The 12,719-nt window shown below is 66.6% G+C and carries 12 protein-coding genes; 5 read left to right on the forward strand and 7 right to left on the reverse strand.

From position 1 onward, the window contains the following. Nucleotides 1–120: 120 nt before the first annotated feature. Nucleotides 121–1,008: an ADP-ribosylglycohydrolase family protein gene (locus F8566_RS10030; protein WP_151559767.1), complete on the forward strand. Its 888-nt coding sequence runs from the start codon at nt 121–123 to the stop codon at nt 1,006–1,008. Here the strand turns inward: F8566_RS10030 and F8566_RS51010 are convergent. Further along, entirely contained in the window at nt 917–1,276 is a 360-nt protein-coding gene (locus F8566_RS51010) for an ROK family protein (protein WP_225993060.1), read from the reverse strand. The two genes, F8566_RS10030 and F8566_RS51010, sit on opposite strands and share 92 nt — an antisense overlap. Between F8566_RS51010 and F8566_RS51015 the strand changes: the two genes are divergently transcribed. Continuing rightward, entirely contained in the window at nt 1,193–1,387 is a 195-nt protein-coding gene (locus F8566_RS51015) for a hypothetical protein (protein WP_225993066.1), read from the forward strand. The two genes, F8566_RS51010 and F8566_RS51015, sit on opposite strands and share 84 nt — an antisense overlap. 724 nt (nt 1,388–2,111) lie before the next feature. Here the strand turns inward: F8566_RS51015 and F8566_RS10040 are convergent. The 4 genes from F8566_RS10040 to F8566_RS52895 form a co-directional block, all read right to left on the reverse strand. Continuing rightward, the gene (locus F8566_RS10040) at nt 2,112–3,359 is read right to left on the reverse strand and encodes an NAD(P)-binding domain-containing protein (protein WP_225993031.1); all 1,248 of its coding nucleotides are present in this window, start codon (nt 3,357–3,359) and stop codon (nt 2,112–2,114) included. Between the two features lie 33 nt (nt 3,360–3,392). Next, nucleotides 3,393–4,658 carry a carboxylate--amine ligase gene (locus F8566_RS10045; RefSeq protein ID WP_151559773.1) on the reverse strand — a complete coding sequence of 422 codons (1,266 nt, stop codon included), beginning with the start codon at nt 4,656–4,658 and terminating at the stop codon, nt 3,393–3,395. A gap of 1,085 nt (nt 4,659–5,743) precedes the next feature. Then, nucleotides 5,744–6,472 (reverse strand): polysaccharide deacetylase family protein, encoded by a 729-nt coding sequence (locus F8566_RS10050; protein ID WP_225993032.1) that lies wholly within the window; start codon nt 6,470–6,472, stop codon nt 5,744–5,746. Between the two features lie 108 nt (nt 6,473–6,580). Continuing rightward, nucleotides 6,581–8,422, reverse strand: a complete 1,842-nt coding sequence (locus F8566_RS52895) for a hypothetical protein (RefSeq protein WP_151559775.1) — start codon at nt 8,420–8,422, stop codon at nt 6,581–6,583. A gap of 625 nt (nt 8,423–9,047) precedes the next feature. On the opposite strand from F8566_RS52895, the gene F8566_RS10060 reads away from it, so the two are divergent. From F8566_RS10060 to F8566_RS10070, 3 genes are all read left to right on the forward strand, one after another. Next, nucleotides 9,048–9,377 (forward strand): hypothetical protein, encoded by a 330-nt coding sequence (locus tag F8566_RS10060; RefSeq protein WP_192809612.1) that lies wholly within the window; start codon nt 9,048–9,050, stop codon nt 9,375–9,377. 337 nt (nt 9,378–9,714) lie between these two features. After that, entirely contained in the window at nt 9,715–10,044 is a 330-nt protein-coding gene (locus F8566_RS10065) for a hypothetical protein (protein ID WP_192809613.1), read from the forward strand. Between the two features lie 333 nt (nt 10,045–10,377). After that, complete coding sequence (locus tag F8566_RS10070; protein WP_192809614.1) at nt 10,378–10,686, forward strand: hypothetical protein; 309 nt, start codon at nt 10,378–10,380, stop codon at nt 10,684–10,686. 163 nt (nt 10,687–10,849) lie between these two features. On the opposite strand, the gene F8566_RS10075 is transcribed toward F8566_RS10070, so the two are convergent. Both F8566_RS10075 and F8566_RS10080 read right to left on the reverse strand, forming a co-directional pair. Then, on the reverse strand, nt 10,850–11,314 hold the full coding sequence (locus F8566_RS10075) for a hypothetical protein (RefSeq protein ID WP_151559777.1): 465 nt from the start codon (nt 11,312–11,314) through the stop codon (nt 10,850–10,852). A 535-nt stretch (nt 11,315–11,849) separates the two neighbouring features. Then, nucleotides 11,850–12,656, reverse strand: coding sequence for a DUF1963 domain-containing protein (locus tag F8566_RS10080; protein ID WP_151559778.1), 807 nt, complete (start codon nt 12,654–12,656; stop codon nt 11,850–11,852). Between the last annotated feature and the right edge of the window lie 63 nt (nt 12,657–12,719).

The raw sequence follows: 12,719 nt of genomic DNA on the forward strand, positions 1-12,719 counted from the left end.
TCGCCCAAGGAATCCCCGTGGCGCTCGCGTCGGTGAGTCCGCTGAGTGCGAGGCAGGCACGTTTGGTCAGGCCGTCCGGTGGGTGAGCCGCTGCCAGCGGACCCCAATAGGCTGGCCGATATGGACCAGTCCGAGCGGACGATGCTGATGCGCACCTCGCTGACAGGTTTGTCGGTAGGTGACGCGTTCGGCGACCAGTTCTTCCTTCACGCCAATCGCCACCTGACGGCGACGGATGACCCTCCACCGCCCTGGGAGTGGAGCGATGACACGGAAATGGCCTGCTCGGTCGTCTCCTGCCTGGAGGCCAACGGGCGCATCGACCAGGATGCTCTCGCTACCGCCTTCGCCATGCGCCTCGACATGGGGCGTCGCTATGGGGCCGGAGCACTCGAACTCCTTGAACGCATCCGTGATGGACACCCGTGGCGGGCTGCCTCTGTCGAATCGTTCGGTGGCAACGGGTCGTTCGGAAACGGCGCCGCCATGCGCGTCGCCCCCTTGGGGGCGTACTTCAACGGCGACCCTGAACGTGCAGCCGGCGAAGCCACCCTTCAAGCCGAGATCACACACTCCCACAGCGAAGGAATCGCCGGCGCGGTGGCTGTGGCCGTCGCCGCCTCCATCGCCATCGACTGCACCGCCGAAGCCCTGCTCGAAACCGCACTCGAACACACCCCTGGTACCTACGTCCGGCGCGGCCTTGAGCAAGCCCGCAAGCTCCCGGACGCCACCCCGGAGCGAGCTGCGCACGTGCTTGGAAACGGCTCCCGGATCACTGCCCAGGACACCGTGCCCTTTGCGCTCTGGGTGGCCGCTCGGCACCTCAATGACTATCCAGCCGCAATCCGTGCCTGCGTCGCAGCCGGCGGCGACATGGACACCACCGCCGCGATCGTCGGCGGCGTCGTTGCCATCAGAACCGGCATCGACGACATCCCCGCCGCATGGATCGACTCCCGAGAACCGCTACCTCGTTGGTTGGCGGCTGCGCCAGACCCTGCCTGATCCCGTCACATGATTTCGGCCTCATGACGGGTCGGACGGGTCGGCGCGCAGAATGGCACGCGGTTGCCTCTGCAGCGGGGCGAAGGCTCTTTCGGCTGCGCCCAGCAGAGTGGCATGTCGAAGTGACGGTGTCTTCATGGCCGGGGTGACGGAGCTGGCCGGCGGCACGTAGCAGCGCACGCGAGTGGGCGTACATTTCCAGGCAGCCGCGCGCACCGCACGGGCATTGCAGTCCCCCTGGCTCGACGATGATGTGGCCGGCTTCCAAGGCGTGGCCGCCCCCGGTGAGCGGTATGCCCGCGTCGATGAACCCGCCGACGACGCCAACGCGGTCGCTGCTCAGGGCGAGCATGCTCGCGGCGCCGCGTCCAGCCCCTAACGGAACTCGGCCACGTCTTGCACGGCCGGTTCCTCGCGCTGGACGGCCGGTCCGTCGCGCTGCACGGCGGCTCCGTCGCCTGACCATGCTGCTCTGACGCCCTACATGGCCGCTCCGGCGCCTTACGAGGCCTCTCTGTTGGCCGGCGGCGACGTGAATGCAACGTTCAGGTGCGCCTGCGGGTTTGTCGCTGACCGCGTCGCCAGCACCAGCGCGCGTAGAGCTCTAGCGACCAGCGTCGTGCGAATCCGAACACGCGCGGAGGGCTGAGGCTGGACTCCTTGTCACGGGTGGGCACGGATTCTCCTGGTGGCCGAGGGAGCGGTGGGAGGCGTGGCTCCGGCATTGGCTCGGGCGGAGGCGGAGCCCTTCTGCGACCTACGAGAGACATCCATGCAGGTCTCCCCGGTTTCTTGCACCAGGAACCCCCGGAGAGGAGCCCAAGCCACCTGCACGGCCTGCGACGGTTCCCTTCGAGGCCGGCGCGGGCAGCCGCGGCGTTCAGTTCGACAGCCGGCGCCGGGATGCACCGCGCGGTGGAACGCGAATCGGCTGGTGTACGGAGCTGAGTGGCTGGATCTTTCCGCGTGGTTCGTGGGAGCGGAGCCATCACGTCTGCTCGGGACTGCCGAGCGGGACGGACCGGCGCGTGCTCGGCAGGGTGGGCTCGGGCGGCAAGGAGAGGCACTCGTTTGAGTGGATGAGGCGTGGGGCGGCGGCTTGGTTACTTCGTTGCCACGCTCTTGTCGGGTTGAACGGGCGGGACGGCGGCCTTCGGTGGGGCCGACCTGCGGGGTTTGACCAGGTTGTCGGCGATGCGTTGGGCGGCGTAGGAGCTGCCGTGAACGAAGCGCATCACCGGGCCGAAACTCGCTGCGGCTGTGAGGCCGGCGAAGTAGAGGCCGGGGACGGAGCTTTCGAAGTTGCGTGACAGCGCGGGCGATCGGTGCCGCAGCCGCAGGCGCCGGCGGAGGTCCGGGTCCAGGATGGTGATCTTTTCGATGTCGGGGACGTAGCCGGTCGCGGCGATGATGTGGTCGGTCTGGGACAGGTGGATGCCGCCGTGGGTGGTGACGGTCGAGAAGCGGACTCTGCCGTTGTTGGTGCCGGCTTCGACGATGCGTTCGCCCAGGCGGAGTGTGACGCCGTGGCCCATGCGTTCCCTCAGCCACCAGGCTCCGGCCGGGCCCAGCGTGTTCTTCACGATCCTTTGGCGCGTCCGGTCGGGCAGGGCGCGAGTGGTGGCGGGGTGTTCTGACCAGAGCCAGGTGCGCCAGCCGTGTCCGAGGCCGGATTGGGGGCCGCGGAGGGCTTTGCTGGTCCACGACGGGTCGGGCAAGGGGATCGCGTTCCAGGCCAGGTGGTCCTTGCGGGAGAGGACGGTCGGTCGTGCCCCAGCCTCGGCCAGCAGGACCGCGGTTTCCAGGGCCGATTGCCCAGCGCCGACGATCGTGACGTCGCGGTCGGCGAAGCGGCTGAGATCGTGGTGCTCGGCGCTGTGCGTGACGAGCTCACGGGGCAAGGCGCTCAACTGTGCGGGCACGTGGGCGAACTGGCGCACACCGATGGCGATGACGACGGTCAGGGTGCGGACTTCCTCGCCGGTGCTCAAGGTCACGGTGAAGCCGGGATCGGCGGCCTGGACGTGCTGGACCTGCACCTTCTCAATTCCGCGGACCGCGTGTTCGGCGAACCATTCGCCGTAGGCGATGAACTGTCTCAGCGGAATGGGCTGGCCCATCGGCCAGCCGGGGTGCCTATCAGTGAACGAGCTGCCAGGTGCGGGTGAGCTGAGATTGGACGCGAACGGCTCGGAATTCAGGAGCATGCCGGCGGGCATGTGGCGTTGCCAGAAGTCCATCGGTGTCCCGATGACGCGGACGCTGAGCCCGTGTGCCTGTGCGTGCGCCGCGATCGACAGGCCGTAGGGTCCCGCCCCGACGATGAGGGTGTCGATGAGTGAGTCGTTCACGAGGTTCCTTCCTGGAATGCCGGGATGTACGCGTCAACGGCGGCGGCGGCCCGGTCGCGCGCTTGTCAGGGCGCCGGCCAGGCTGAGCTTTCCCATGACGAAGAACGGACGGGGGTCGTCGGCTGCCCACCAGGCCAATTCGTCGGCTCGGCGACCTCGGCGGATCTTGCTGAGGGGGCGCGTGAACGAGGCGAGCGCGTGCTGCGCGTACTGGTTCTCCACGATCAGCGTCCGTCCCGGCGCCGGGCGCGGCCGCGGTACGGCGCGTCCCGACTGGTCCAGGTGCAGGGCCCGGACGAGGTCGAGACACTGGCGATCCTGGAAGAGCCGGAACTGCGCGCCGAGCCGGGGGTTGAAGTCCAGCAGGTGGTAGGTGCCCCCCTTGTCCGGGTCGGAACGATCGGTTCTCTCGGTGTCGAGGCGGAAGTCCAGGTCGACCAGACCGGTGTAGCCCAGCGTGCTGACGATCTCGTGCGCGAGCCGTTCCAGGCGGGGATTGAGCACCCATTCTCCGGCGACGGTATGGCCGGCGTGGGCGGGCCTGGCCACGTGCTTGCGGCCGGTGCCGCCGAACAGGCATCGGGAGGACGCGTCGAAGTAGCCGTGAAAGAACCAGTCACCTCCCGCGGACGGGATGCGGCGCTGCAGGATCAAGGGACCGGCCGCCTGGTTCGCCGGGTCATGTGCCCTGCCCAGCAGACGTTGCGCCTGCTGGAGCGACGTCACCAGCGTGGTGCTGCGCAGTCCGGTCGGCAGCAGCCACGGCCGGGCCCACTTGGCGATCAGTGGGAGGCCGAGCATGCCGACGGCTTGGCGGAGCTCGGCGCCGGTGGCGGGAATCCGGCTGGGTGGCATGGCGATGCCGTTCCGCTGCCCGGCCTCCAGCAGCGTCGCCTTGTCGGCGACCATGCGGGGGGTGCCGGGCCACTGCGGCGGGAAGACGAAGCTGGTCTTCAACTCGCCGGCGTTCTCGGCGATGTAGATCGCACCGGCGTCGTCCAGCGCAATCAGCAGGGTGGGGCGGCCGATCCGCTCGGCGATGCCCTCCAAGTACCTGGCCAGCGAGCCTCCCAGGTGGGGAGGCGGGCCCCAGCCGTGGCAGCGGTGCAGGTATCTCGAGGTGCCGGCGGGCGTGATGCCGGGTTCGAGGATGGCATGGACCTCGATCCCGGCCCGGCCCAGTGACCTGATGGCCGCCAGAGTGCCGTGATGCAACGGATAGCGACTGGTGCGCAACAGCAGAACGGGCAGCCGGCAGTCGAGTTCGGGCTCGGCCAACTGCGGGAAATCACGCCCCATGGGACATCCGGTCAATTCTCCTATGTCTGCACATATGCGAGGTCTGCACATATGCGAGGCTCTTATAGAGCGGGCAAAGTATTTTCACGGCACCGGGGTGCGCCAGTTCGGCGCAACGTCCGCCGGGCATACGGTACGCATGGCGGCTCACCACATACGCCCCGCCTCTGCGCGATTCTACCGAGGGGCGGAAGCAACAACTCCTGAGTTTCCTTAAAAGTGGTGCCGCTTGTGCTTCAATTTTTGTTGCGACGGCGATCAGCCCGTGCGTCACAACGGACGCGTCAACAAGCAGGGCCCGCATTCCAGCCGCCTCTGCCCCTCCTCCGCTGAGGGCATTTCTGGGGCTCAGGCGGCGAAGGGATCGCGAGAATACTCGAGTTTCAGAAATGACTCGGCTCCCCGGTCAAAGGCGGACATACCTATCTCCCCGGAGAGAACTGGAGGGGGGATCGAAGGCTCGCCAGAGATCGTCAACCGGTGGGTGCGGTGACGGGTCCGGGACGGGTCCAGGACCCGTCCCGCCTGCTCGTCATCAGCGTGCCGCTGGTCGCGCCGAACGGGGCGAATCTGCCCGATGCCGTCGAGGCGCCCTTCTTGCGCGCTGGGCATCCGGCAGATTCGACAGGCACTTCCGGCGGCTCGCCGAGCGCCTGGCAAAGGCCGGAGTGCCGGATTCGATCATCATTCCCGGTTGGGAAATGAACGGCACCACCTACAGTGGCCGCTGCCGTCCGATATGGCGCCCGATCGTCCATACGATGGATCGGTCTTCCGGTGCACGGTTCCGTTTCGACCTCAACGCGACTCGCGGCCTCGATGTAATACCTTGGACGAAATGTCAGCCTGGGGCTGACGTCGTGGACATCATGCTCAGGCAGTTATGGCCAGCCTCTCGGGCAATCCTCCGCGGATTTCATCAAGGAGCCGCACGGCTATCCCGGCTGCTTGGGCCGCCGGAGTTGAGTCAGCGGTGCCGACAAACACTGCGATGTCACGGTGCACCGGCAGATGCTGCGCCTATAGCAGCAGTTGTCGTTCGGCTCCGGCACGGTCCCAGCCGATGATGACGCGCAGAACCCTGGTCATCGGCGCATGTTCCAACGCAGGTGATGGCGGGCCACCTTGGCCTGCAGCCGCAACTGGCGGTCCTTTTCGCCGATGCAGGTACGGGGGATGGCGTGGGGACCGGGGTGCTCACCCCAGATGGCGCAGCCGTACTCGTACCCGGCTTCCCTGACCGCGGTGATGACGCGGCGTGTGACGTGCCCGTGGGGGTAGGCGAAGCCGGGGACACGCCGGTCCAGCATTTCCTCCAGGGTTGCCCGGCTCTGTTTGAGTTCCTGCTCGAGCTGGTCGTCCTCAAGCGACGGCAGTGACAGATGCTGGGCTCCGTGCGAACCGACCTCCATTCCACAGCGCACCACGGCCCGGAGCTGGGCCTCGTTCATCAGTGGTTTGCGTGGGCCCCCGTCCCAGGCGCTGGCTTCGCCGATACGCGCGCTGACCATGAAGACGGTCGCGGTGAATCCATAGCGCGCCAGGATCGGAACGGCGTGCCCGAAGAAGTCGGCGTATCCGTCGTCGAACGTGAGGCCGACCAGCCTGCGGGCCTGACCGGCCTGCTGGGCGTGAAGCAGCTCGATCATGCTCACTCCACGGAGGCCCTTGCTCCTGAGCCAGCTCATCTGCCGCTCGAAACGGCCGGGCGACACCGTGATCAGATGCGGGTCGTGCGCCCGGTTGTTCACAGAGTGGTACATCAGGACCAGCGGCATCCGTGCGTACGGCGTGCGTTCGGTGGCTTTCTTCATCGGCCCCCCATGGGTCTTGGTCGGAACGGAGACAACGGAGCACGCGCAGGTTGTCGAGGGGAGACCAGGTGGTGCCGACCAGGGCCAGCACCGCGGCGAAGACGGCGCTCACGACAGCGAGGTTGGTGACAAGGAGCGGGATGGCGGCGCTGTGGGGGCTGAGGAGTGCCGTGGCCCCCGAGGCGGCGGTGCCAGCGCACACTGCGGCGGCGGCCGCTTGGCGACGTCCCCGCCCACCGCACGCAAGAGATCTGGATCCAGCCAGTACGCAAGCCGGCCAATAGCAAGGCAGCCAGTAGCAGGCCGGCCAATGGCAAGGCGGCCAATGGCAGGCCCGCCGCCAGAGTGATGCCGATGGCGTTGGCGGTGGCCAGGGCGGCTGCTCCGGTGACGGCGGTGAGAGCACCCCCGAGCACGGTGGTGACGGCAGGGCCGAGAGCAACTGCCGCCGCCAGCCGCCGCCCTGGCTTCCCCTGCGCGAAGTAGGCGTACGCGCAGACGCCGAGTGTGGCCTGCCCCATAGGCCAAGGCAGTAGATCTCCAGCAGCGTCGCGGTACGTGTGGTGTCGGCCGCAGTGAACCGTCCAAGCCCGGACAACAACTGGTGATCACGTGGGCCGACCCGATGCGGTAGGCGGTGGCGACCAGCCGGAGAGCGCTGACGATCACCAGATCGGCTTCGACACGGGATTTCGCCTGCCCGGAGTCATCTCCCGCACTGGCCCGCGCCAGGCGCGGAAAGGTGACCGTGACCACGAGCAGCGACAGCACCATCGGGAACTGCGCGTCCTCCTGGGTGTGGTTGAGGCGCGAGATCGAGCCAGCGGCCAGGCTTGAGCCGACGAACCATTCGGCAAACGTCTGCGCCTGGCGGACCACGGTGTAGGCGACGACAGGAATGACACCGCCCCAAGCAAGAGCAGCGGCCCCGGCGGCGCTCGCGGCAGTACCGACGGCCGCAGGCGACAGGGCCGAATTCACGGCGTACGAACGCGCAGCGACCGCTTCTACAGGACTGGGAACATCCAGATCCGTGGAACAGCCGGCCGGACAGCCTGGACGCACAGGTGCGCCAGGTCCGGCGAGCTCCACTGAACGGGCAGTAGCAGATTGGGGGATGGGCTTCGCGAGGTCAGGAGCGGTCTTGGCCAAGCGGGCAGGGGAGGCGGGAGGAGTCTGGCGCAGCTGTGTCAGGAATGCCGGCAGTCGTATGGCGACCATCAGCACGCCACGAGCAGCGGAAGCGTCATTGGCAGGAGGCTGGAGGCGGCGGCTATGTCGAAGGTGCGTTTGGTCAGCCGCGCCAGGGGCCGCTGAAGTCTGAGGCCCAATCGTCTCGCGCTGAGCCGCCATGCAGAGCCGGGCAGCGACATCGCGTTCCTGCTGGGGGAGGCCGTCGCAAACCAGCACCGCGACCTCGATGTTGCCGATGTCCAGGACCTGCGCCAGGTCCGTGACAGTACCCAGAACCGGCCGGTGTGAGGTTGGTCCATCACTTGTGTCGCCGGCGAGGACCTGTCCGACGAAAGTCAGCCTGGCCTGTCGATGCTGGAGCAGCCGCTGAATGGTTGGGCCCGCATTCCTGCCGGAGCCAATCACAATGGCGGTTCGCGATGAGGACCGGCGGCTGCGATAGGTGCCGAGCGCGACGTGGAACGCACCACGTCCCGTACCGGCCAGCGCGCTGCACACCACCGACATCGCGAGCCAGTTCGCCGATCCGTCCGGGCGATCCGAAGGCAGGAACGCGGTGATCAACACGACCACGACGAAGGGCCCGGCCGCCATCGCCACCAGTTCCTGCCTCGGAGCCGAGACCCGGCGTGGCCGGTACCCGCCGACCGCCGCAGGCAGGCAGATCAGTGTCGCGGCGGCGGTCCACGCCTGAAGCCCCGCGCCACCGTTGACGCTCACGGATACGGCCATCGCGGAGCCATCGATCAGCGCCATCACCGTGCGGAAGCACACTGGCCGCACGCCGGGCTGTGGCGGACGCTCCGCGCCGGATCGTGAACGCGAGACCGCCGACACCTCATCTGTCAGCGGGGGAGACGGCCCTTCGGCTGCGGCGACCGGGCTGGTGCCCTGGGCATTCACTTCGGGTCGCACTCCCTACGAAACCGCATTGCGATCGGCGAGCGGCCGACACCAATCTCAGAACACATCTACGGGCCCGCTTAACGCCGCGCCCCGACCGACACCGTTAGCGGATCCCGACGCGCTTCCCAGCATGCCAGCATCTTCGGCATAGAACCCCGTCGCTTTAATCAACATGTCCGAACGCTTGACGATCATGCGTCGGGTCACGCCCACAGGAGCATCGAATCGGGCGCGTCGAAGGCCGACACAGGGGGTCGATACAAAAGCGGCGTTCTGGGAATAACGGAGCGATCTGTTATAGGAGAGCGGCGCGCGAGTTCAGCTCAGTGCAATGGTTTCCCTAGTTCTGCGCATAACGCTCCAGCTGAGGTTTTGGGAGGTGCCCAGCGTGCTACTCATACCTTTGTCCGGCCGTTCATCACGGGATAAGCGGCCGGCCGCAGTGACTGCAGTCAACAGCGAAGGAGAAAAGACGATGATGAAGCGACTGGCGGCCACCGGAATGCTGACCCTAGGCGCCGGTGCGGTGCTGATGGGCTCGACCCCGGCCATGGCGAGCGACGACGAAGGCAACAAGAACGCCTCGATCGTCGGAGTTCAGACCTGCCGCGGCGTCGAAGTCAACATCCTCATCGCGTCCATCCACAACATCCTCGGCCAGACCTACGAGCAGGGCGACTGCGCCAACGGCTCCAACGTCGAAGACAGTGGCTACAAGCACGACGGCAACGACGGCAACGGTAACCACTTCAACAAGCACGACTTCCACAAGCACGGCTGGGGCCACCACCACGACCACCACTGATCGAACGCAACACGAAAAGGGAGCGGGGCGTCACCTCGGTGGCGCCCCCTCCCCTTTTTCTTTGTGCCGGCGACTCCGAGAAGCTCACCCTAAGCCTGACCCGAAGGTGGCGTCCGGCTCATCAGTGGCAATCACCGAACCCGGAGCGATCTGACCCGTTATAGGAGATCGGTGCGCGAGTTCAGCTCAGTGCAATGGTTTCCCTAGTTCTGCGCATAACGCTCCGGCTGAGGTTTTCCGAGGTGCCCAGCGTGTTACTCATAACTTTGTCAGGCCGTTCATCACGGGATAAGCGGCCGAGCGAAATGACTGCAGTCAACAGCGAAGGAGAAAGACGATGATGAAGCGACTGGCGGCCACCGGAATGCTGACCCTAGGCGCCGGTGCGGTGCTGATGGGCTCGACCCCGGCCATGGCGAGCGACGACGAAGGCAACAAGAACGCCTCGATCGTCGGAGTTCAGACCTGCCGCGGCGTCGAAGTCAACATCCTCATTCTGGCCATCCACAACATCCTCGGCCAGACCTACGAGCAGGGCGACTGCGCCAACGGCTCCAACGTCGAAGACAGTGGCTACAAGCACGGCGGCAACGACGGCAACGGTAACCACTTCAACAAGCACGACTTCCACAAGCACGGCTGGGGCCACGACCACGACCACCACTGATCGAACGCAACACGAAAAGGGAGCGGGGCGTCACTTCGGTGGCGCCCCCTTCCCTTTTTTGGTGTCAAGCGGCTCCGAGAAGCCGGCCCTAGGGCTGACCGCAGGTGGCGTCCGGCTCATCACTCGCAAGCACCGGTCCGGAGCGATCTGACCCGTTATAGGAGATCGACGTGCGAGTTCAGCTTAGTGCAATGGTTTCCCTAGTTCTGCACATACCGTCCCAGCTGAGGTTTTGCGAGGGGTCCTGCGTGTAATTCATACCTTTGTCAGGCCGTTTATCACGGTAAGCGGCCGAACACAGTGACTGCAGTCAACAGCGAAGGAGAAAAGACGATGATGAAGCGACTGGCGGCCACCGGAATGCTGACCCTAGGCGCCGGTGCGGTGCTGATGGGCTCGACCCCGGCCATGGCGAGCGACGACGAAGGCAACAAGAACGCCTCGATCGTCGGAGTTCAGACCTGCCGCGGCGTCGAAATCGCCCTCATCGGCTTGGCCATCCACAACATCCTCGGCCAGACCTACGAGCAGGGCGACTGCATCAACGGCTCCACCGTCGAAGACAGTGGCTACAAGCACGGCGGCAACGACGGCAACGGTCACCACTCCGACAAGCACGGCTGGGGCCACGACCACGACTGATCGAACGCAACACGGAAAAGGAGCGGGGCGTCACTGCGGTGGCGCCTCCTCCCTTTTCCTGCGCCAAGCGGATCCGAGAAACTGCCCCTCACCGATTGTCTCAATCGTCCCGGGTGTCAGGATTCACATAGAAGAGGCCAAGCGCCAGGATTTTCCAGAAATGTCAGTCGTTCGGATATTCCGGCCAGGCCCCCAGCGGCCGTTCCTGCCGAACGTAGTCCTGGTACTCATCAAGCAGGACACCTTGATTGACCCAGCGGTCATGGCGGGCACCCAGCAGGCGCTCAGCGACCTCAAGCGCGTCCTCCGCCGAGTCCGTCTCCGCGACGGTGCGGCCGCCAAATTCGTCGCGAGAGCCCGGGTCAAGCGGCAGCGGCAGCCCAGAGGCGGTGAACTCGAAGTCATCGGCCGGGTAGAAGCCGGGGAACTCATCGAACGGCACGGTGGCCGAGACGAGATCCTCCACCTCGTAAAGCCGCACTCTGATCCGCTCGAACCTGCCCGCCGGCAGGATGGTCGCGTACCGCAGTCCCCTCCGCCCCTCCACGTCGAACGAGCCCAGAAACTGGCCGATCTCCCGCCCCCGGCCAACAGCCCCGGACGCGAAAACACTCGTGAGATGACGCACGGGCACGACCCTAGAACGCCCTGCGGGCCAGGCACTACACCATCCCGATCGTTCCACCAGGGGCCGTTAGCGCCCTTGCCGATTCAGGCGCGCAGGCCTTGTGCCACCGCGCCACCACCGATTCAGCACGCCGACCCCGCGCCGCCACGCCTTCCCGATTCGACGCGCAGGCCCCGCGCTGCTGCCACATTGCCGATTCGACGCCCAAGCCCCGTGCCGCAGCGGCACCACCGATTCAGCGCACAGGCCCGCGCCGCCACGCCTTCCCGATCCGAGGCGCAGGCCCCGCGCTGCTGCCACATTGCCGATTCGACGCGCTGGCCGTGTGCCGCCGCGCGCTTTCCGATTGGGCGCGCAGGCCTTGTGCCACCGCGCCACCACCGATTCAGCACGCCAGCCCCGCGCCGCCACGCCTTCCCGATTCGACGCGCAGGCCCTGCGCCGCCGCGCCGCCCCCGATTCAGCGCGATGGCTCTGCGTCACCGCGCCAATGCCGATTGGGTGTAGCTCTCCTTGAGGGGCCGGCGCTGGTGTTTCAGTGCAGGCCGTCCTGTTCGCGTACCACGTTGGTGAACCTGCCGGTTCGCAGCGCGCTCGGAGGGACCATCACGCGCTCGAATCCGTTGTCATCCCACAGGTCACCGGAGAGGGTGAGCAGGTGTGCGTACCCGTCCGCCCTACTCCCGATCGAGCTGTCGATGTGGGGCCAGCCGAACGCCTGGCTGTCCCCGAGGGTGAATCCCTGCTCGTCTCGACAGTAGAAGTGCCACTCCTCGCGGAGCGGACCTTGCACGAATTGTTCGACTGGAGACTCCCAGTGGTCCTCGTCGAAGTCGGGTTCGGCGCGATAATCGAACGTCGCCAAGACGGGGTCGCCCGTATCGTATTCCCCCGAAACCGCCGGCAACGTCATGATCGGTGCGGCGTGCAGCCGGACCATGCTCAAGGCCTCTGCCAATGGCGGCGCTGGCACCTCCACGGCGCGCGCCGCGTCCGCACAGACGATCGTGCACTCCTCGGAGATGCCTGCGACCGAGCTGAAGACGTTGACCAGGCCGAGCCGGGTGGGCATTTGGTCGCCGAGCCACGGGGTCAGCTCCTGGGTATCCAGCACGGCGAGCAGGCTGAGCGGGGTTCCCGCCGTGGTCTGCGGCCATGGTGTTCCCGGCTCTAGAAGCGCTGGTCCCCCTGCCTGGCATCGGCCGGTCGGCGGCCGATCGGGGCTGGCGGGCTTGAGCGCGAAGCCCGGCTGGGCCAGAGCGGCCATCTGCGGGCCGAGGCGCTCCCCCAGCAGCTCAATGCATAGTTCACGGATTCTGGTGATGGCGCTCTGTTGATCCATGGGCCGATTTCAGCAGACGATCCCGACGATTTCCCGATCTTCAACCGAGCGCACGGGGCGATG

Source organism: Actinomadura rudentiformis, from assembly GCF_008923185.1.
GTDB lineage: Bacteria > Actinomycetota > Actinomycetes > Streptosporangiales > Streptosporangiaceae > Spirillospora > Spirillospora rudentiformis.

Excerpts from the sequence above, each read along its gene's own strand:
- F8566_RS10045 (WP_151559773.1), bottom strand. The coding sequence starts at position 4,658 with ATGGGGCGTGATTTCCCGCAGTTGGCCGAGCCCGAACTCGACTGCCGG.
- F8566_RS10050 (WP_225993032.1), bottom strand. The coding sequence starts at position 6,472 with ATGAAGAAAGCCACCGAACGCACGCCGTACGCACGGATGCCGCTGGTC.
- F8566_RS10080 (WP_151559778.1), bottom strand. The coding sequence starts at position 12,656 with ATGGATCAACAGAGCGCCATCACCAGAATCCGTGAACTATGCATTGAG.
- F8566_RS10060 (WP_192809612.1), top strand. The coding sequence starts at position 9,048 with ATGATGAAGCGACTGGCGGCCACCGGAATGCTGACCCTAGGCGCCGGT.
- F8566_RS10070 (WP_192809614.1), top strand. The coding sequence starts at position 10,378 with ATGATGAAGCGACTGGCGGCCACCGGAATGCTGACCCTAGGCGCCGGT.
- F8566_RS10065 (WP_192809613.1), top strand. The coding sequence starts at position 9,715 with ATGATGAAGCGACTGGCGGCCACCGGAATGCTGACCCTAGGCGCCGGT.
- F8566_RS10030 (WP_151559767.1), top strand. The coding sequence starts at position 121 with ATGGACCAGTCCGAGCGGACGATGCTGATGCGCACCTCGCTGACAGGT.
- F8566_RS52895 (WP_151559775.1), bottom strand. The coding sequence starts at position 8,422 with ATGGCGCTGATCGATGGCTCCGCGATGGCCGTATCCGTGAGCGTCAAC.